19 protein-coding genes are annotated in these 20,639 nt (G+C 44.9%); 8 read left to right on the top strand and 11 right to left on the bottom strand.

Features of this window, described 5'->3' with window-relative positions; all coding sequences use genetic code 11:
- The first annotated feature begins 48 nt into the window (after positions 1-48).
- Entirely contained in the window at positions 49-1,500 is a 1,452-nt protein-coding gene (locus tag ACYVD3_RS08100; RefSeq protein WP_460642012.1) for a 4Fe-4S dicluster domain-containing protein, read from the top strand.
- A 55-nt stretch (positions 1,501-1,555) separates the two neighbouring features.
- Here ACYVD3_RS08100 and ACYVD3_RS08095 read toward each other — a convergent pair whose 3' ends face one another.
- The 6 genes from ACYVD3_RS08095 to ACYVD3_RS08070 form a co-directional block, all read right to left on the bottom strand.
- A complete protein-coding gene (locus tag ACYVD3_RS08095) occupies positions 1,556-1,801 on the bottom strand; it encodes a spore coat protein (RefSeq protein WP_460642011.1) in 246 nt (81 codons plus the stop codon).
- Between the two features lie 13 nt (positions 1,802-1,814).
- Complete coding sequence (locus tag ACYVD3_RS08090; protein ID WP_312446786.1) at positions 1,815-1,988, bottom strand: hypothetical protein; 174 nt, start codon at positions 1,986-1,988, stop codon at positions 1,815-1,817.
- Positions 1,989-2,129: 141 nt separating this feature from the next.
- Positions 2,130-3,227: a glycoside hydrolase family 88 protein gene (locus ACYVD3_RS08085; RefSeq protein WP_460642010.1), complete on the bottom strand. Its 1,098-nt coding sequence runs from the start codon at positions 3,225-3,227 to the stop codon at positions 2,130-2,132.
- Between the two features lie 63 nt (positions 3,228-3,290).
- Positions 3,291-4,967: a glycoside hydrolase family 2 protein gene (locus ACYVD3_RS08080; RefSeq protein ID WP_460642009.1), complete on the bottom strand. Its 1,677-nt coding sequence runs from the start codon at positions 4,965-4,967 to the stop codon at positions 3,291-3,293.
- Positions 4,968-6,509: a response regulator transcription factor gene (locus tag ACYVD3_RS08075; protein WP_460642008.1), complete on the bottom strand. Its 1,542-nt coding sequence runs from the start codon at positions 6,507-6,509 to the stop codon at positions 4,968-4,970. It abuts the gene before it with no gap.
- Positions 6,510-6,542: 33 nt separating this feature from the next.
- The gene (locus ACYVD3_RS08070; RefSeq protein ID WP_460642007.1) at positions 6,543-8,159 is read right to left on the bottom strand and encodes a sensor histidine kinase; all 1,617 of its coding nucleotides are present in this window, start codon (positions 8,157-8,159) and stop codon (positions 6,543-6,545) included.
- 327 nt (positions 8,160-8,486) lie between these two features.
- On the opposite strand from ACYVD3_RS08070, the gene ACYVD3_RS08065 reads away from it, so the two are divergent.
- From ACYVD3_RS08065 to ACYVD3_RS08045, 5 genes are all read left to right on the top strand, one after another.
- Entirely contained in the window at positions 8,487-9,842 is a 1,356-nt protein-coding gene (locus ACYVD3_RS08065; RefSeq protein WP_460642006.1) for an ABC transporter substrate-binding protein, read from the top strand.
- Positions 9,843-9,912: 70 nt separating this feature from the next.
- Positions 9,913-10,803, top strand: a complete 891-nt coding sequence (locus ACYVD3_RS08060) for a carbohydrate ABC transporter permease (RefSeq protein WP_460642005.1) — start codon at positions 9,913-9,915, stop codon at positions 10,801-10,803.
- Positions 10,804-10,814: 11 nt separating this feature from the next.
- Positions 10,815-11,645, top strand: a complete 831-nt coding sequence (locus tag ACYVD3_RS08055; protein WP_460642004.1) for a carbohydrate ABC transporter permease — start codon at positions 10,815-10,817, stop codon at positions 11,643-11,645.
- 16 nt (positions 11,646-11,661) lie between these two features.
- Complete coding sequence (locus ACYVD3_RS08050; protein ID WP_460642003.1) at positions 11,662-12,501, top strand: sugar phosphate isomerase/epimerase family protein; 840 nt, start codon at positions 11,662-11,664, stop codon at positions 12,499-12,501.
- Between the two features lie 24 nt (positions 12,502-12,525).
- Positions 12,526-14,460 carry a DUF2264 domain-containing protein gene (locus ACYVD3_RS08045; protein WP_460642002.1) on the top strand — a complete coding sequence of 645 codons (1,935 nt, stop codon included), beginning with the start codon at positions 12,526-12,528 and terminating at the stop codon, positions 14,458-14,460.
- 95 nt (positions 14,461-14,555) lie between these two features.
- Here the strand turns inward: ACYVD3_RS08045 and ACYVD3_RS08040 are convergent, their stop codons facing one another.
- Genes ACYVD3_RS08040 through ACYVD3_RS08020 form a run of 5 tightly spaced genes read right to left on the bottom strand, consistent with a single transcriptional unit; the run spans position 14,556 to position 19,592 of the window.
- Positions 14,556-16,301, bottom strand: coding sequence for an NADH-dependent [FeFe] hydrogenase, group A6 (locus ACYVD3_RS08040; RefSeq protein WP_460642001.1), 1,746 nt, complete (start codon positions 16,299-16,301; stop codon positions 14,556-14,558).
- Positions 16,302-16,318: 17 nt separating this feature from the next.
- Positions 16,319-18,106: an NADH-quinone oxidoreductase subunit NuoF gene (gene nuoF, locus ACYVD3_RS08035; RefSeq protein WP_460642000.1), complete on the bottom strand. Its 1,788-nt coding sequence runs from the start codon at positions 18,104-18,106 to the stop codon at positions 16,319-16,321.
- A 12-nt stretch (positions 18,107-18,118) separates the two neighbouring features.
- A complete protein-coding gene (locus tag ACYVD3_RS08030; protein WP_460641999.1) occupies positions 18,119-18,496 on the bottom strand; it encodes a (2Fe-2S) ferredoxin domain-containing protein in 378 nt (125 codons plus the stop codon).
- Between the two features lie 31 nt (positions 18,497-18,527).
- Positions 18,528-19,085 (bottom strand): ATP-binding protein, encoded by a 558-nt coding sequence (locus ACYVD3_RS08025; RefSeq protein WP_460641998.1) that lies wholly within the window; start codon positions 19,083-19,085, stop codon positions 18,528-18,530.
- 12 nt (positions 19,086-19,097) lie between these two features.
- Positions 19,098-19,592 (bottom strand): NADH-quinone oxidoreductase subunit NuoE family protein, encoded by a 495-nt coding sequence (locus ACYVD3_RS08020; protein WP_460641997.1) that lies wholly within the window; start codon positions 19,590-19,592, stop codon positions 19,098-19,100.
- 209 nt (positions 19,593-19,801) lie between these two features.
- On the opposite strand from ACYVD3_RS08020, the gene ACYVD3_RS08015 reads away from it, so the two are divergent.
- On the top strand, positions 19,802-20,149 hold the full coding sequence (locus ACYVD3_RS08015) for a DRTGG domain-containing protein (protein WP_460641996.1): 348 nt from the start codon (positions 19,802-19,804) through the stop codon (positions 20,147-20,149).
- The gene (locus ACYVD3_RS08010; protein ID WP_460641995.1) at positions 20,149-20,571 is read left to right on the top strand and encodes an ATP-binding protein; all 423 of its coding nucleotides are present in this window, start codon (positions 20,149-20,151) and stop codon (positions 20,569-20,571) included. Before ACYVD3_RS08015 ends, ACYVD3_RS08010 begins: the two co-directional genes overlap by 1 nt.
- Positions 20,572-20,639 lie beyond the last annotated feature (68 nt).

Raw genomic sequence — 20,639 nt, 5'->3', positions numbered from 1 at the left:
CAGATATTCACACGGCCACAGAACGTGGAAGTTACAAGGAGGAAAAATATGGCAACTAATGATGCAACATTACTTCGCATAAAGCATCAGGTATTAAATGAAGTGGCGGAGCTTGCATGGGAAGGAAAATTGGAGGAAAAAAGGAATGAGATCCCTTATCAGATCATTCCAGGCCCTAAGGCCCAGTTTCGCTGCTGCATTTACAGGGAACGGGAAATCATCAGAGAGAGAATCCGCCTGGCGGAAGGCCTCTGTCCCAGCGGAAAGGACACGAAAAACGTGGTTCAGGTCATCAGTTCTGCCTGCGAAGACTGTCCTATTACCCGGTATGTGGTAACTGATAACTGTCAGTTATGTATGGGCAAGGCGTGCCAGGGGTCCTGCAATTTCGGTGCCATCAGCATGGGACGTGACCGTGCCTATATTGATCCTGATAAATGCAAGGAATGCGGAAAATGTACTCAGGCATGTCCTTATAACGCCATTGCTGATTTAACCCGTCCCTGCAAGAAAAGCTGTCCTGTAGATGCAATCACAATGGATGAAAACGGCATTGTGGTCATTGACGAGAGCAAATGCATCCAGTGCGGAGCCTGCATTCATGGCTGTCCCTTTGGAGCCATTGATTCCAAGACATTTTTAGTAGATGTCATCAACCTCATTAATGCCGGGAAACCTGTGGTTGCCATGGTCGCTCCTTCGACAGAAGGCCAGTACGGCCCGGAAATCACCATGGCAAGCTGGAGAACGGCTTTAAAGAAGATCGGTTTCCAGGATATGGTTGAACTTGCATTAGGCGGCGATTTAACCGCTGCCGCAGAAGCGGAAGAATGGGCACAAGCCCATAAGGAAGGCAAGAAAATGACGACTTCCTGCTGTCCGGCATTTGTGAATATGATCAAGCAGCATTATCCCATGCTCCTTGACAATATGTCCACCACAGTATCCCCCATGTGCGGCGTATCCAGGATGATTAAGGAAAAGAACCCTGAGGCGGTCACCGTATTCATTGGACCGTGTATTGCCAAGAAAAGCGAGACCCTGGATTTGAATATTAAGAACAATGCAGATTATGCCCTGACCCTGGGAGAGGTTGATGCAATGATGGAGGCAAAGGGCGTGAAACTTGAGCCGGAGGAAAACGCTTACCAGGCAGGATCCATCTTTGGAAAACGTTTTGGTAATGGCGGCGGTGTAACGGCGGCTGTTCTGGAATGCTTAAAGGAGTCTGGAGGAAATACGGATATAGAAGTCTTAAAATGCAATGGGGCAATTGAATGCAAGAAGGCCCTCATGCTGCTTAAGGTGGGAAGGCTTCCAGGAGATTTTATAGAAGGCATGGCATGTGTGGGAGGCTGTGTAGGCGGTCCCAGCAGGTATAAGGGGGAGAACGAGGCGAAGAAAGCCCGGGATCTACTCATCGGTCAGGCAGATAAAAGGGAAGTTCATGAAAACTTAAAGAGCCAGGGGCTTCAGGAAGTACCTATGCACAGACATTAAGAACAAAGTAAAAGCTATGGATGATCCCTGATCGGGAACACCCATAGCCTTTTTGTTACATCCCGGCAAACTGGTTTTTAACTTTGGAAATTTTCTGCTGCTCTGCCTGATCTGTGGTGTACCATCCCTTTGCGGACATTTTCTTGTAAATATCGCTCTGCATGCACAGGCTGTCGTTTAATGCGCCGTCAAATGTCTGATGCACGTTCATAGTTGGGGATTCGATGGTCCCATGCAGGTATAAGTCGCACACTCCCTTTGTAGTGTGGAGCAGGTTTTCCATAATACACTTGTCATCCATATGTGATTCCTCCTTACACTAAGTTATAGAAGCTGTCAAAAATCTGCTGGTGTTTCTGAAGAAGCTGCTGTGCGCAAGCTTTTAATTCCGGATCCTGCAGATTCTGTGCTGCTTCCTGGCACTGGGTTTTTAAAAAGTTCTCATGGCCAAGAGCATCTTCAATATAAGTTAATTCCTTTGGGCTCATATATTATTCCCTCCATTATTATACTATCTTCCGGTGTTTTTTCCCGGAGGACAGTATTAATATGGACGTTTCATGGAAATTCATGCATAACAGAGGAAAGAATTCAATAAAAGAGAACACACTCCTTGACACGGTTTTATCTCACCACATAAACCGTCCTGTCTCATTTAATTTATATATAGCTTCTACAAAGAAATAATCTGCATAGACCATAGGGATATGGTGTGTTTTTTCATGATAGGAAGCGGAGCAGTTTTTCAAAATGGCGTCGCATTTTTTTGTAAAGTCACTTCTATTCTCTGCCAGTGTTTGCAGCAGTAAGAGTGCCGCGTCCCCATACCTGGTACTTTGGCCTGGAGGTATTTGCCTGGAAAGCTCTATAAGGCCTGATGCCAGAATGGCCGCACCGCAGGAATCTTCCAGGGCAGGAACCTTTGGCTGTTTAAAATCAATGGGTATAATGCCGTTTTCAGGAATCTGGGAGATGCAATAATCCGCCGCTTTTTTTGCGGCCTCCAAATATTTTTCTTCTTTGGTATGGCTGTAACTGATGGTAAAGCCGTACACTGCCCAGGCCTGCCCCCTGCTCCAGGCGGAGCCTTTTTCATAACCTTGGCCGCCATAAGAAGTTACCCTCCTGCCGCTTACCGGGTCAAATTCCACGATATGTTCGCAGGAGCCGTCTTCCCTTATGAAATTTTCCAGGACCGTGTCCCCGTGGGCGTTTGCTATGTGAAGATACCGCGGGTCGTGATCCTCTTCATAAGCCCAGTAGAGCAAAGAGAGGTTCATCATACAGTCTATAATCGCCCAGCCTGTGTGGGGTTCTCCATCCCAGCAGTTCCAGGCCCGGATAAAGTTTCCCTTTATATTAAAGCGCCCGGCCAGTAAATTTGCGGCATGCAAACCGATTTCACGGGAGTGGGGATTGCCGGTGATTTTATAATCAGCAACTGCCGTAAGCATATACATAAATCCAACATCATGATGAAGCCCCTTGTATTCAACAAAGCATTCTTCTAATTTTTTTTCGGAAATTCTTGCATATTCTTTATACTTTTCGTCTTTTGTGTCTTCATATAAAAGCCACAGGAGGCCGCCCCAAAAGCCGTTGGTCCACCAGTTTATCCCTTCGCTTTTCGGATCCCGGGGGTCTTTTTTGCTCATATCCATATAAGAACCGTCTGCTGCGCAGGTGTAAGGGATGATGTCTTTGTTTTTATCACTGACCCAATCCATTTTTTTCTTATATTTTTTATGACTTCCTCTATCCACTGTTCCATGATCTGCATTGAAACCCCCTCATGATTCTTTATAATTTCCATAACTTGTATAAATTTCTTTCACAACCTGGTAAGAAAGCTTGTGCCTTCTGTATTCGTCCACGATTCCCTTATTATTCATCGTCCTTGGACGGCTGTGGAACCATTCTTCGCTGATCCTGACATCGCAGAATTGCCAGATGTACAGCCCCGACGCACCGGGGTGTTCTAAGATGGCAGTAAGCTGTTCTCCCAGCGTGTCCGCCTGATATTCTTCCGTCCACTTGACCTTTGAGGGGCTTCTGTAACCGTAAATAGCACCTGCGCCTACTTCCGTAATCAGGAAGGGCTTGCCTTTTCCAGGGGTTTCTGTTTGCACCCATTGGTACAGATCATCTAAATATTCCCGGACAGGGGCGTCGTGATACCATTTCGGATAAATGTTGTAGGAGACCACTTCCGGAAAGTCAAAGCAAATATCTGTTTTAAATTTGCAGCTTGCACTGGAACGGGGGCGGGAAGGATCCAACTGCCTCATAAGGTCATACTGCTTTTCATAACATTCCCTGCCGTAGGGTGTTTCGCTGGCGCATTCATTTAAGATGCCCCAGATATAGATGCTGGGGTGATTATAGTGATAAGTGATCATTTCACGGATCACTTCTTCTGCCTGTCTCTCAAAATTAGGATTCCTCATATCTTCTTCGGAAAGCCCTCTTGCGTGGTTTTCTTCCCAGATCAAAATTCCCAGTTCGTCACATAGATCCAGGAATATTTCATCATTGGGATAATGCACGCATCTTATGGAATTCGCACCCAGGTCTTTGATTGTCTGCAAATCCGACGCAATTTGAGAAAAGGGGATAGCACAGCCGTATGCGGGATGGTCTTCATGGCGGCAGATCCCTTTTATAAGGACGGCTTTGCCGTTTAAGAGGATAGAGTTGTTTTCTATTTTCACTTCCCGGAAGCCGATTCTCTCTGTTAAGTCGTCTATGGCTGCACCGTCTTTTAAGAGCGTAACTTCTGCCTCATATAATTTTGGGGTTTCCATGCTCCATTCTTCCACCTCTGATACGGTTACTTCTGTTTGTATCAAAGATTCCGTATTTGCTTTTACGGTAATGTCCGGGAGTTTTAAATCTGTTTTATGTATCGTTATTTTTGCATCTAAGGTGATATCTTCATCAGAAATATTGGATATACAAAGTGCAAGGCCAGCCTTCCAGGTTTCGCCCTGTTTTTCAGGCGTGATATGGATCCATTTTATGTATGCACAGGTAAGCTCTTCTAAAACCACACCTCTGGTAATACCGCCGTAACTCATATAATCGTTGGGAATATGCAGGGAGCTTTCTTCTGAAAACCGGTTATCCGCTATGACTTCAAGTAAATGTTCTCCTGGGGGCAATCCTTTCAGGAAAATTTCAAAAGGTGTGTAGGCGTTGTAATGGGTTCCTCTCATGGTCCCGTCTACTAAAACTTTTGCGGTGTGGCTTACGCCTTTCAACAGAAGCCGTAAGTTTCCTCCTGCCGTAAAGGAAGTGGAATAGTTCCCTTCTCCCCTGTAAGCTTCGTATCCCGGATAAGTCTCCCAGGCACTTGGGACAGGTACCGGGAAGGTCTTGTTTTTTCCGTCTAAGGGGGTGAAGTCCCAAAGTTTTCCGGAAAGTTCTGAAATTTTTCTGACTGAATTCGTTTGAAAGCTGCGTATCATTTAATTTTCCTCCTGTTTCAGGGCACATCTCCCCATATCCGTAGGGGTGTGTCCCGTATATTTTTTAAAGACTCTTGAAAAATACTGGGGGTTGTCAAATCCCAGTTCTTCACTGACCTGGTAAATCTTCAAGTTGCTTTTTGCAAGCAGCTCCTGGGCTTTTTTAACTTTCATCTTATTGATGTATTCGGAAAAGCCAAGATCCGAATATTGTCTGAAAAGAGCGGATAAGTAATTGGGGCTGACGTTTATAAAAGAAGCGGTGTCCGCCAAACTTATTTTCATAAAAATATGATTTTTGATATAATCTTTTGCCTGAATGACCAGCTTGTATTTCGGATCGTTCAACTGGTTTTGCATTGCGCTTTTTACTGCAGTTTTAAATACATCCAGATATTTAATGATTTCAGCCTTTTTGTGATAGGTATATAAAACCTGATAGGATTTTGCCTCTTTTTTGTAGCTTTCCGAAAGTATTTTTTCTCCGTCATAAATACAGTTCATTACCAGATGTATCATAAAGGACACAATATTGACCAGTTCTTCAAATGCCAGGGTATCTATGGCGCTTTCCATAACTCTGACTGTCTGGTCAAAAAGGGCAAGATTAAAGTTTTCCAGGGATTCTATGAGTTTTTTGTTGAAAACATTCAGGTCAAAGGTCTTACAAAGGGATGGGGCTTCTTCCTTGTTAAATTCAAAACAAAGGTGGATCTCGTTAAGGGAAGAGGCCGTTTTTCCCGGTTTTATGGAAGCGCTGATACTGAAAAAAATTTTAATAAGCCGTCGGATGTCTTCTGAAACCGTATTGGTCAGGGCATTGATTTCATCTGCTTTATGAAAGAGAAGGATACATGCGATCCTTTGATGGTTGTACGCAATCACCGTGCTTTTTGTGTAACGGCCGATGCACTCCTTTACAGTATTTAAAATATTTAAATAGGTGGAGTAAGCTCCGTTGTTTAAGTTTTCCTTTTCAAAATGTATGTCTACGGTCAGAGGCTGATAAAACTCCGCTTTTAAATCCAGATCGTACATTTTTATGAAATCCAGAATTTCTTCTTCGGAAGTGTAGCCGCTGCTTACCAGGTGGTAGAGAAAACGGTTTGTGAACAGATTAATATCCTGCCCATTCCTGCCGGTTTCTGTGTTTCTCTCAGCCAGAACTTTTTTTGCCTTGCTTAAAGTTTTTTCAAGGATTTCTTTGTTCAGTTCCATTTTTACAAGATAATCAAAGGCATTTAATTTCATGGCAGTTCGGGCATATTCAAATTCTTCAAAGCTGGATAAGAGGATACACAAAGGAGAATTTTTATCTCCTGTGTTTTGAATGTATGTTAAAATGTCAAATCCGTCCGCCGCAGGCATTTTTATGTCTGTTATGACCAGATCAAAAGACTCTTTTTTTAAAATTTCTATTGCCTCGTTGCCGTTTGCGGCAGTAGAGGTTATCTCAAAATCAGGGAAGTTCTCACAAACAAGGCCAGAAAGCCCTATGCGGGCTAAAGGTTCATCGTCAACAATCAGGGTCTTATATTTCATATTCTTCCTCTTTCATAAACGAATCATATTCTTTTACGGTTTTTTATAGATCAGAGGCATTTTTACGGTAACTTTTGTAAATTCACCGAGAATGCTTTCTATGTTCAGTCCGTATTGGTCACCGAATTCCATTTGTATTCTCTGGTGTATGTTTTGAATTCCTATGCCGGAAAGTCTGTCCGTTTTTGCTGTTTCCCTTGTGATTTCATCCAAAGACCGGACCGTAAGGCCTACTCCGTTGTCTTTTACCAGGAAAATCAGGTCTTCACTTTCCCTATATACCCCTATCAGCAGTTCACATTTCCTGCCGGCAGGTCCTATGCCGTGAAAAAGCGCATTTTCCACTAAAGGCTGCAAGGTAAATCTTAAAACAGAGGCGCTTAAAACTTCCGGATCCGGAATGTCAAATATGGGAGTAAACATATCTGCATACCGGAAGGATTGCAAATGTATGTATTCTTTTATAAAGTTCAGTTCTTCTTCCACGCGGAACCATTCGGAATTGTTCTTAAAAACGGCTCTCATCATATTGGAAAGAGAGGTTGTCATATCCACAATGGGCGGAACAGAGTTCATCTGCCCCAGCCAACGGATGGAGTTTAAGGTGTTGTAAATGAAGTGAGGATGGATCTGGTTCTGTAAAAGGCGGAATTTATAATTCCTTTTCAGCGTTTCTTCCTCCTTTAGCTGATTTAAAGCCAATTGAAAAGCGCCTGCCAGTTCGTTGATATGAGTGCTTATTTCTTCAAATTCCCAAATGCCCGTAAATGCAGGTGAAACCTCATAATCTGCTTTTATCATTTTTGACACCTGATTGTAAATAATCTTCACCGGTTTATTGACAAGTTTGTTTAATAAAAGATACCAGAAAAACACCAGAAGGAAAAGCAATGAAAAAGCGGGAAGAAAAAAGTTGAAATCAGGTACGAATATATCGCCATGAAGGGCATTTAAAGGGCTTATCAAAACCACGCCTGACTTGGATTTTGTAAGGAATACCGTACCGTTATAAAGGTCCTTGTATTCCTTTGACACTAAATGAGAGTTTGGAGCCAAAGCATCAAATCGCTTTACATCAAAATCCAGCGGTGAAAAATGTGCGTTTCCAATTTTATAAAGCTGATCGCCCAGAAGAATAAAGGATTCTTCCAGGCCTTTCAGCGGATCCCCAAGTATGGCGGTATCTAAGATTATATAAAAAGTTCCTATTTTTTGGTTTGTTGCATAGCTGCTTACGGGAAACCGGAGGGGAAGTATCTGTTCCGGTTTGTACTGACCGTAGAATTCCGGATTAAAGGGATTCACTGTTATGGGATAAGGAAAGGAGGGCCCGGCCAATTCTTCGGGGCATAATTTTTCAAAAGCAGCCCTGTCGGTAATCTGACCGTAAAAAAGACCGATTTGTATGTACCTTGAGTTCCGATCCGATGTAAGAAGCATTTTGGGGACGTAGCCGGAGATGGAAGTCGTGTTTAAGAGCATCTTTGCTTCGGTAACCGCCGAGAGCGCATAAGACATATTGCGTATGTTGTCTTTTCCGTTATCGGAGAGAAAAGCGGTGATTTTTGTATTAGCGGAAAGGACGGTATTTAAAGCAGAAACCTGGGCTAAGTTATTTTCTATGCCATAATTGGCATTGGTATGGAGCATAAGAACGCTTTCCTTTACTTCCCTTTCGTATTTTTCTTTTGCAGAAGAATAAAATAGCCAGGAAAAAACAGAAGTCAGAAGCAAAACCAAACAAAAACAATACAGCAGCAATTTAAATGTAAGCGTTTTATAAAATAAATTATTCTTTTTCATATCTTTATTATAGGATTGTAATAAAAAATGTCAAGTATATGGGAGTTGTCTTGGTAAGATTTTGCACAAAATCGTAATATTTTGCCTTGAATGTATTGTGCAAATATACTAATATAATCTTAGCGATCAGTGGGATAGCATACATAATGCAATAAAATTTAAAGGAGGAGTTTTATGAAGTTGAGAAAAATTGCAGCATTGGGTCTTGCAGGGATTATGGCGGCCAGCCTGGCAGCCTGCGGGGGCAGCTCAGGTTCTGCCGGCACTACGGCAGCAGGTACTGCGGCGGCGGGCACTACGGCTGCTGCAGGGCAGACGAATACGGCGGCAGGCGCTGAACCGGTGACAATTAAAGTTTCACTTTGGGATTATTCAAACACAGCGTATTATCCCATCATGGTGGAAGCGTTTGAAAAGTCTCATCCCAATATCAAGGTTGACATTGTTGAATTTTCTGCCGCAGAATATTCAGATACCATCGTTGTCAAGATGGGGGCAAAAGAAAAATATGATGTGGTTTTTATGAAGGGTCTGCCTGAAATGAGCGCTTTGATCGCGGGAGGGCATCTGCAGCCTTTGACAGACAGAGTCACCGGTTTCGATATGAAGCCATACGGCGGTGCGGAAAAGTCTTTAAGTCTGGACGGCGTTGTCTACGGTCTTCCTTTCCGGACAGACAACAATATGATTTTCTATAACAAAGATTTATTTGACAAAGCAGGAGTACAATATCCCAAAGACGGTATGACGATGGAGGAATACAGAGATCTTGCAAAGAAAATGACTTCCGGCGAAGGCGCGGAAAAAGTGTATGGTTCCCATGTGCATACATGGCCGTCAAATGTTTATCAGTATTCCAGGTTCATTGATGAATTTAATTATCTGCATACATCAACCTATGAAGCACTGAAGCCTTATTATGAAACCATCCTGGGAATGCAGAATGAAGATAAGTCTATTCAGGATTACGGGGAATTAAAGACAGGAAATATCCATTATTCAGGCGTTTTTTACAATGAACAGGTTGCAATGCTTCAAATCGGCTCCTGGTATATTGAAATGCTTACCGGCAATGTAACACCTGAAAGTGAACACTATTTTAAATGGGACGCAGTGACCATGCCTAATTCAAAAGGATATACATATGAAAATATGATAGGCGGGATCACCCCCTGTTCCATCGGCGCATATTCGGAACACCCGGAAGAGGCCTGGGAATTTTTAAGCTATGTTTGCGGGGAAGAAGGGGCAAAAGTAATTGCGGAGCGGGGAATCGTTCCCGGCTGGAAGGGTCAGTCCATATTGGACATATTTGACAAATTACCGGAGAATTTCCCCAATGCACCGGAAGGACTTTCAAAGTTCCTGACACCTCCCAATTATGTTGTGGAACAGCCGATGGACCCCAACGCAAAAGCGATCAATACGGTAATAGAAGAAATGCATTCTGATATCATGACCAACAGCATTTCCATCGACGACGGTATTGCAACTGCCATGGAAAGGGCAAAAGAGGCCGGAGCGAAGTGAAATTAGAAAGAATGAAATGGCGGTCAAAACCTGACCGCCATTTTCAAAAATACGGACGGAGGTATCGCTTATGCTCAAAAAAAGTTACAGACGAAAGAAAAACCTGGTGGCTTACTCTTTTATCCTGCCGAATTTTATAGGCTATTTTATCTTGACTTTCATCCCCATCATTCTGACTTTTGTTATGAGTTTATGTGAATGGAACTTTGGTCAGACTGTAAATTTTGTAGGTCTTAAGAATTTTATACAGATGTTCACGAAGGATTCCCAATTTTCTCTGGTTCTTATAAATACCATTTATTATACCGTGGTCACAGTCCCTGTAACTATGCTTTTTTCTTTGCTTCTGGCCATGCTCATGAATACGAATCTGAAAGGAAGAGTGTTTTTCCGCTCGGTCCTTTTCTTCCCCTATGTGGCTTCCTTAGTGGCGATTGCTATCGTGTGGATGGCTCTGTTTTCCCCCCAGTCAGGTCCGGTAAACTCGGTGCTTCGCTCCATAGGAATAGCCAATCCCCCCCGCTGGGCGGCAGATAAACACTGGGCTATGCCCACCATCATCGGTCTTACGGTCTGGAAAGGCGTAGGCTATTATATGATCGTTTACCTTGCGGCTTTGCAGGGGGTACCCGGGGAACTTTACGAGGCGGCCAGGATCGATGGAGCTTCCAGATTCCAGCAGTTTACCAATGTTACCTGGCCTACGGTTACCCCCACGACGTTCTTTGTGGTTATGATGCTTACCATTTCCACTTTTAAGTCATATGACATTATGTATATCACAACTCAGGGCGGTCCAGGTACGGCGACAAAGGTCCTGGCCTACCACATATACAACAAAGCGTTTAAAGATAACGCATTCGGATATGCTTCCGCACTTTCCATGGTTCTGTTTCTGATCGTGCTTGCCTTTACCCTGCTGCAATTTAAGGTAGAGAAAAAGTTCACCAACGACTTATAGGAGGTGGGAATATGAAAAAATACGCAGGTGGGATGAAACTGGTTATCATCTATGGACTTTTGATTTTTTGTGCCCTCATTATGCTTACGCCTTTTGCCTGGATGATTTCTGCTTCTTTAAAACTGGAAAAAGACGTGTTTGCCTATCCGATTAAGTGGATACCGAAAAATCCCGTATGGTCAAACTACACCGTTATCTGGGAAAAATTCCCTTTGTCCATAGGCTTTATCAATTCTTTTAAACTCACTTTTGCTACTATGATTTTGCAGATCACCACGTCTTCGGCTGCTGCGTACGCATTTGCCAAGCTTGATTTTAAGGGCCGGAACACGCTCTTTATGGCCTATGTTACTACGATTGCGATTCCGTGGCAGGTCTATATGGTTCCGCAATACATTATGATGAGTAAATTTCACCTGGTAGACAGCCATATAGGAATTATATTGATGCATGCGTTTACGGCCATGGGCGTTTTCCTGATCCGGCAGTTTTATATGGGGATCCCCAATGAGCTTTTAGAGGCGGCCAGAATAGACGGGCTTAGTGAATACGGGATTTTAGCCCGGATCATGCTGCCCCTTTCAAAACCCGCGATTGCCACCATGGCGATTACTTCTTTTGTTTTCGAATGGAATGACTTTATGGGGCCCCTCATTTATTTAAGTACCACCGAAAAGAAGACGATACAGCTTATGATAAGGCTCTTTAACACCATGTATTCCACAAATTACGCCTGGATGATGGCGGCAGCGGTGATTGCACTTGTTCCTGTGTTTATTATTTTTATTGCGCTGCAGAAGTATTTTGTGCAGGGGGTTGCTACCAGCGGCCTGAAGGGCTAGAAGAAAGGAGAAAAACATGAAATATTCTGTGTTTACTGTGGGCCTTCCTGAAATGACCATAGAGGAAGCTCTTAAAAAAATGAAGGAGTACGGGTATGACGGTGTGGATTTCAGGGTAACGGAAATAAAACAGGAGTTTGCAGAGGAACCACCGTCTTACTGGAGAAATAATTACTGTACCGTGGATATAAACACGGTGGAGGAAAAGGCGGAGGAGTTAAAGGCGTTGACGGACAAATACGGTTTAGAGATCAATGCCCTTGCTTCCTATCTTACTTGTACGGACGACATTGATAAAATCGCCTCCGTTATGAGGGCTGCCAAAAAGATGGGAGCCGGGAGAATCCGTGTGAACGCCTCCAAGTATGATCCTGAAAAGGGCTATCAGCAGGTGTTTGAAGAAACACTCCGGGGCTTTCAGAGAGTAGAGGAAAAAGCAAAGGAAACAGGAATAAAAGCACATTTTGAAATGCACCACGGAACAATCACTCCTTCCGCGTCTGCGGCTTACGCCCTTGCTAAAAACTTTGATTCAAACTATATCGGCGTTATCTATGATACGGGAAATATCATATACGAAGGCCTGGAAGAATACCAGATGGCTCTGGAAATCCTGGGGGAATACTTAGACCTTGTTCATATTAAAAACGCCTGCTGGCTGAAAAAGGGAGAGAGATACGAAGCAGACTGGGCGTCCTTTTCCGATGGATATGCGGATTTTTCCAAATTTTTTAAAGCTTTAAAAGCCGTAGGCTATGAGGGTTATGTGACTTTTGAGGATTTTTCAGGCAAAGAAAGCTCGGATGAGAAGCTTAAAAATAATCTTATTTTCATAAAAGAGATCGTCGGTCAATGAAGAAAATGAAGGATGAGGGTTTTTATGAAATTTGAAGTTGTAAATCCGAATTATGAACAAAGCCCTTTCAGCGGAATGGACCGGAGCCATTGGATGGAAGCGGGAAAGTTTCTTCTTGGAGGTTTGTTTTCCCATATAAAATCCATAGACGATCCGGTATGTCCCCCAAGAAGCGAAGAAAAAATAAGTTATCCCTCTCCCGGAGATAAGAGGGGGCGCATAGGCGCGGCACGATTTGAAGGTCTGGCAAGATCCTTGTGTCTGGCGGTTCCGCTGATAATGGAAGAGGAAAACCTGACTTTAAACGGAATCAATGTACGCGATTATTACGCTCGTCAAATCGTGGAGGGAATGACAGCGGGGGCTGAAACAGGGTTTGGGACTTTGCAAGAACTGATAGAAGAAAAGGGCGGCCCTGGCCCTTTTCAGCAAACTGTGGAATGCGGGATCATGGGGATCAGCCTTCTCATTTCCAAACCTGTGATCTGGGACAGATATACGCAGGAAGAGAAGGATGTTGTGGCAAAATATTTATCCGAATACGGGCATTATCAAACATATGATTCCAACTGGCGCTTTTTTAACTTACTGGCGCTTACGTTTTTGAAAACGGAAGGCTATGAGGTAGACGAAGTGCTGTATAAGGAGCACCTGGAATACCTGCTCTCTTTGTATGCGGGGGAAGGCTGGTACCGGGATGGAAATCTCTTTGATTATTACAGTGCCTGGGAATTTATCCTGGATGCGGCGCTTTGGTGTAAATATTACGGTTATAAATACGAAGAGAAAGCCGCGGCTGTATTTGAAAAGAATATCAGTTTATTTTTGTCGGCCTATTGGAGAATGTTCAGTGAAAAAGGCGAAAGTATCCTGTGGGGGCGGAGCGGGATCTACCGTTTTTGTGCGTCGTCCGCCCTTTGTGCAGGCGGATTTTTAAAGAATTATGACAGCTCTCCTGATTTCAGTTTTCCTTCTGCCCGCCGCCTTATGTCCGGAAATCTTCTGCAATTTATCACAAAAGAAGAAATGTTTGTAAATTCGGTTCCCTGTCTCGGCTTTTATGGTCCGTTTTTGCCTATGGTTCAGTCTTATTCCTGTGTGAGCAGTCCGTTTTGGTGCAGCAAAGCTTTTTTGTGCTTAAACCTTGAAAAAGAACATCCTTTCTGGACGGGGAGAGAGGAAAATCCCTGGGATCAGACAAAGGACTTTGTCCGTACCCTGGAGGCGCCGGGCATCAGGTGCGTAAACCACAAAGAAAGCGGCATTACGGAAATAAAAACCGCCAAATTTATGTTTGACGGGTCGTCAGACTACCTTCCCGCCTATGCAAGAGTTGCTTTTTCTTCCGCACTTCCATGGGAGAAAATGACGAAAACCCCGGCGGAAGCGATGGCATACAAATTAAATGAAAAGGAAGTGCCCACATCCTTTGCTTTTTGTAAAAACGAGGCGGGTATTTTGTACAGAACAGCTTTTTTTGATATCATGAAAAGCAGGACCAGGAAAGTTGATATGGCGGATATGGAAGTTCCTTTCGGTACGCTCCGGGTAGACAGGGTAAGGGTAAATGACAGACCTTTTACTTTGACTTTAGGGCATTTCGGACTTCCCGCAGAAGATGGGATTTTGGAAGTGAAGGAAGGAATTGTTGAATATGAAAAACGAAGTCTTCCTTACATAATCGGGAAATCGAAAAAATTCCAGACAGCAATTGTTTTGTATTCGGGCTGGCAGAAACTTTCCTATTGTTTCAGGGAGGACGTAAGTGCGGTGTCGAAAAAATCCTGTTTATTATATGCTTCGTATACAAGAGAAAAATTCTATGATAAATCAGAATACTTAATCGCTTTATATCTTACAAAAGCTGCGGATTCAGACTTTTGCCCGGAGGAATTATCTGCATTTGACGGAAGAGAAAGGGTTGACTTTACCGGTATCGACGGTTTCGTATGTCTTTAGGAGAAAAGGGAAAACAGGAAAATAATATTTATGGCATAAAAAATGAGCTTTGAATGGTTTTTAAGACCGATCAAAGCTCATTTTATGTCTTTGGTTTACATTTCGTTTATTTTTCTCTTCACATAGGTTGTGTGCAGCAGGTGGTGAGCCTTTTTGCTTCCCGGCTCTCCAAGATAGGTCTCGTACAATTCCTTGATTGCAGGATTTTCATGAGACTTACGGATGGTCTTGGCAGCATCTTCGTCATAAAGGACTTTTGCACGGAGGCTGCGGATATCGGTTGTATTGCGCACAGAGCCAGGCTGTTGAGGCTGGCCGCCGCCGTTTACACAACCGCCGGGGCATCCCATGATCTCGATGAAGTGATAGTTTGCTTCTCCGGATTTTACCCTGTTAAGGAGTTCTCTTGCATTGCCAAGTCCGGAAGCGACTGCAACATTTACATCCATATCACCGACACGGTAGGAGGCTTCCTTGATTCCCGCTGTTCCACGAACATCGGCAAAGTCAGGTCTTTCAAGCTCTTCCCCTGTCAGGCTTTCCACAGCGGTTCTTAAGGCTGCTTCCATAACACCGCCGGTGGCTCCGAAGATAACGGCTGCGCCGGTACCAAGGCCTAAAGGAGTGTCAAAATCTTCATCAGGAAGCTCTGTGAACCGGATGCCGGCCTGTTTGATCATTCTGGCCAGCTCTCTGGTGGTCATGGAATAATCTACGTCAGGAGAGCCGTTGGCATCCTGGTCGTCTCTTCCGATCTCGAATTTCTTAGCGGTACATGGCATTACGCTGACGGATACGATATCCTCCGGCTTTAAGTCCATTTTTTCCGCATAGTAGGATTTTGCAATGGCGCCGAACATCTGCTGCGGGGATTTACAGGAAGATAAATTCTCTGTCATATCCGGGAAGTAGTGTTCACAGTATTTGATCCATCCGGGAGAACAGGAGGTGATCATGGGAAGGACTCCTCCGTTTTGAACCCGGTCAATGAATTCATGGGCTTCTTCCATGATGGTTAAGTCGGCGCTGAAGTTGGTATCAAATACCTTGTCAAAACCAAGTCTTCTTAAAGCGGCCGCCATTTTTCCTTCCACATTGGTTCCGATGGGATAACCGAATTCTTCGCCAAGTCCTGCACGAACAGCGGGAGCGGTCTGAATGATTACATGCTTTGACCGGTCTGCAATGGCAGCAGCCACTTCGTCAATGCTGCTCTTCTCATAGAGAGCACCGGTGGGGCAGACTGCAATACACTGTCCGCAGGATACACAGCTTGTTTCCCCAAGTCCCTTGTCAAAGGCAGAGCCGATGATGGTGGCAAAGCCGCGCTCATTGGGCCCGATCACGCCGATTCCCTGAACCTTTTCACAGACAGCGGAACAGCGGCGGCACAGGATACATTTGCTGTTGTCCCGGACCATATGGGCTGAACTTTCGTCAGGGGTGGAAGGGGTTTTATCGCCATCATAATAATCATCCACATCAACGCCCAGTTCCTTGCATAAGGTCTGTAATTCGCAGTTTCCGCTGCGGATACAGGATAAACAGGAGCGGTCGTGATTGGAAAGGATGAGCTGAAGGGTTTTCTTTCTGTAGTCACGCAGCTTCGGCGTGTTGGTCAATACTTCCATGCCCGGGTTGATAGGGTATACACAGGAAGCAGCCAGTCTGCCGCCGTTGATCTCCACAGTACAGATTCGGCAGGCAGCGATTTCATTCAAATCTTTTAAAAAGCATAAAGTCGGTATCTCAACATGGGCCAGTCTGGCGGCTTCCAAAATGGTGGAGCCAGCCGGAGCGCTTACTTCCATGCCATTGATTTTTATTGTGATATTCTCCATGATCCAATTTCCCTCCATTATTTCTTGTAGACAGCGTCAAACTTACATTTCTCCATACATACGCCGCACTTGATACACTTCTCAGGATCAATGACATGTGGGTTCTTAACGGAACCGGAGATGGCGTTTACCGGACAGTTTCTGGCACAAAGGGTGCAGCCCTTACATTTCTCAGCATCAATATAGTAGGAGAGCAGCGCTTTGCACACACCGGAAGGACATGTCTTGTCAATAATATGGGCATTGTATTCGTCACGGAAGAACTTAAGGGTTGACAGAACCGGGTTTGGTGCTGTCTGTCCAAGGCCGCAGGCAGAGTTTTCTTTCACGTAATAGCAAAGCTCTTCCAGACGGTCTAAGTCTTCCAGCGTTGCCTGTCCCTTGGTGATCTTGTCAAGGATTTCGTGCATACGCTTTGTACCGATACGGCATGGGGTACATTTGCCGCAGGATTCTTCAACCGTGAATTCCAGGAAGAACTTGGCAATGTCAACCATACAGTCGGTTTCATCCATAACGATCAGACCGCCGGAGCCCATCATGGAACCGATTGAAATCAGGTTATCATAATCAATGGGAATGTCGTAGTGCTGGACAGGGATACAGCCGCCGGATGGTCCTCCGGTCTGGGCAGCCTTGAATTTTTTACCGTTTGGAATGCCGCCGCCGATCTCTTCAATAATCTCCCGAAGGGTGGTTCCCATAGGAACTTCCACCAGTCCGGTGTTGTGGATTTTGCCGCCTAAAGCGAATACCTTTGTTCCCTTGGACTTCTCCGTACCCATGGAAGCGAACCATTCCGGGCCGTTTAAGATGATCTGAGGGATATTTGCATAAGTTTCAACGTTATTTAAGATGGTTGGTTTGCCGAACAGACCTTTTTGTGCCGGGAAAGGAGGACGCGGCCTTGGCTCCCCGCGGTTGCCCTCGATGGAAACCATGAGAGCGGTCTCTTCGCCGCATACAAATGCGCCTGCACCTAAACGAAGGTCAATGTTAAAGGAGAATCCTGATCCAAAGATATCGTCGCCTAAAAGCTCCATCTCTCTAGCCTGGTCAATGGCGATTTTTAAACGCTGTACGGCAATGGGATATTCGGCACGTACGTAGATATAGCCCTGGGAAGCGCCGATGGCGTAGCCTGCAATGGTCATGGATTCTAAAAGTGCATGAGGATCACCCTCTAAAACGGAACGGTCCATGAACGCGCCTGGGTCGCCCTCATCTGCGTTACAGCAGACATACTTCTGGTCCGCATCATTTTGTCTGGCCAGCTTCCACTTAAGGCCGGTTGGGAAACCTGCGCCGCCTCGTCCTCTTAATCCGCTGTCTAAAAGATCCTGGATCACTTGGTCAGGAGTCATCTCTGTAAGAACCTTGCCAAGAGCCTGATATCCGCCTGTACCGATGTATTCTTCAATTTCTTCCGGATTGATAACACCGCAGTTGCGCAGAGCGATCCGGTGCTGTTTTTTATAGAAATCCGTATCACTTAAGGCCTTGATGCCTGCCGGAGTCACAGTCTCATCATAAAGCAGTCTTTCCACTGGACGTCCTTTTAATAAGTGTTCGGATACAATTTCGGAAATATCCTCTTCCTTTACCATTGCATAGAAGGTGGCATCCGGATAAATGATCATGATAGGGCCTAAGGCACAAAGGCCATGGCAGCCTGTTTGTACAACGGATACTTCCTGATCCAGCCCCTGTTCCTTTAATTCATCTCTTAATTTAACCATAATCTGCTGGCTTCCGGAGGAAGTACACCCTGTGCCGCCGCAAACTAATACATGTGAACGATACATCCTGTTTCCTCCTTATTTGATGTCAGCAGAAGCTAACGTATAGTTTTGAAGTACATGACCACCCAGTAAATGCTCTTTGTAAACGTCTTCCGCTTTTTCTGAGGTCATATTGATATAGGTGATTTTTTCTTTTCCAGGTTCCAGAATCTCAACGATGGGTTCATACTGGCATAAGCCGATGCAGCCGGTCTGGGTAACGGAAAAACGGTCTGTCATCTGATTTTCCTGAATCAGGTTTGACAATGTATTAAGAACAGGTCTTGCCCCACTGGCAATTCCGCATGTAGCCATGCCGACCAGAATGCGTGTGCGTCCATGATCTTCACCGCGCATGCTGACCTGACCCTGCATCTTTTCACGAATTGCTTTTAATTCTTCAAGAGTCTTCATGTTATTCCTCCAATTTTGCATGTTGACGGGCCTAAATGGCCGCGCCTCCGTCTGTTTCCAATTTGTTTTCACGGAGATATTCTTTTATGTAAGCCGATACCTCCGGAGTGTCAAAGGGGATATCCCCTAAAATCTCACGGAAGCTTCTGGTATCCAGCTCAAATGACGCTTGGTTATAACGATAGATATAGAGAAAGTCTGTGTCCGGATGACAGGTGATAAGGGTTTCAACGGTACTGTTTATATCACCAAGGGGCATGCGGTCAATGTGGGACAGTCCAAAAACAGCAGTCACTACTGTTCCGGTTCCAGGCTCTGACTCAATGGAAAAGCTTCCGCCTGTGCTTTCCGCCGCATATTTAAAGAAAGGGACGCCAAGGCCCACCTTTCTGGTTCCTCTGGTGGTAAAAAACGGATCCGTTACCTGAAGCACCTGTTCCTTTGTCATTCCGCAGCCGTTATCTTCAATGGTAACAGTCAGCTTGTCTGCCGCCATATCAACGGAAACGACAATGGTAATCAGGGCAGCACCTGCCCGTGTGGAATTTTCCGCCACATCCAGAATATTTAAAGAAATCTCTGTCATCATAAGCGTGATTTTTTATTCATATTTAGCAAGAATATCAGAAACGTCATCAGCGCTCAGCCTTCCGTAAACCTCCCCGTTCACCATCATGACGGGAGCCAGGCCGCAGGCACCTACGCAGCGGCAGGAGTCAAGGGAATACTTTCCGTCCGCTGTACATTCGCCGTTGGTAATTCCGAGGATTTCTTCAAGCTTATGGAAGATGTCTCCGGAACCCTTTACATAGCATGCAGTTCCAAGACAGACAGATATCTGGTATTTGCCTTTTGGCTGAAGCGCGAACTGGGAATAAAAGGTTGCAACACCATAAATTTTCTCAAGCGGTATGCCCGTTTCGTCAGAAATCATGGTCTGGACTTCGATTGGAAGATAGCCATAAATCTCCTGCGCCTTTTGCATGATAGGCATTAGAGATCCTTTTGTGTCTCCTAGCAGGGAAATCGCTTCTTTTAAAGCAGCTTCCTGCTCTTTTGTCCCGTTAAACTGGACGCCTTGTGTTTTACAAGCCATTTGATAACCTCCTTAAATGTTGCTTATGCAATGTATCTGATATTTTAACATGTTATTGAGAAAAAATCTATAGTTTAATCAACATTCGACAAAAAAATAACAAACCTTCCGTGTAATATTTCTATACCTGAAGGCCTATTTGTGGTATAATCATCAATAATGATGCGAATTGTTTGAATAGAGTGAATGAAGGAAAGGAGAGCGTCAATATGACAGTAAGAGATGTGAAAGATATATTGGGTGCCCGGGTTCTGGCAGGTGAGGACCATCTGGATGAGGAGGTCCGGAGCGCCTGCGGTTCCGATATGATGAGCGACGTGCTGGCGTTTTCCAAGGATCATTCGGTCCTTCTTACGGGTCTGTGTAACCCTCAGGTGATCCGTACGGCAGAGATGCTGGACATTGTCTGTATTGTGTTTGTCAGGGGGAAAAAGCCCGATGAGTCCATGCTGCAGATGGCAGAGGAGCGAGGCATTATCCTCCTGTCCACAGGGCACCGGATGTTCTCGGCCTGCGGCATGCTTTACGAGGCAGGGCTTCATGGAGGTGCCATCTGATGACGGATATGATAACACTTCATTACAGCATTTCTCCCGATGATTTTACAAGGGCGGGAGAAGCCAGCAGTGATGTGAAAAGCAAGCTGAAAAAGATGGGGGTCACCCCGGAAGCGGTGCGTAAGGTTGCCATTGCCATGTATGAGGGAGAGATCAACATGGTGATCCATGCAAAAGGCGGGGAGATAACCGTCAACATAACTCCGGACCAGATCGAGATGCTTCTGGATGACGTAGGCCCGGGAATACCGGATATCGGTCTTGCCATGCAGGCGGGATACTCCACTGCGCCGGACGCGGTTCGTTCTCTTGGCTTTGGAGCCGGAATGGGGCTTCCCAATATGAAAAAGTATTCAGATGATATGGAGATCGACACGGTGATAGGAAAAGGAACCACCATTCGTATGGTGGTGAATATATAAAAGGCTTCTTTCTTAAAGAAGCGGCGCCGAATTGTGCGGTGAGCGGAAATACCCTTCGGGTATACCTT

The organism is Lacrimispora brassicae (genome assembly GCF_054772055.1).
Note: the sequence above shows the minus strand (reverse complement) of the source record. Positions and strands in the feature narration are given on the sequence as shown.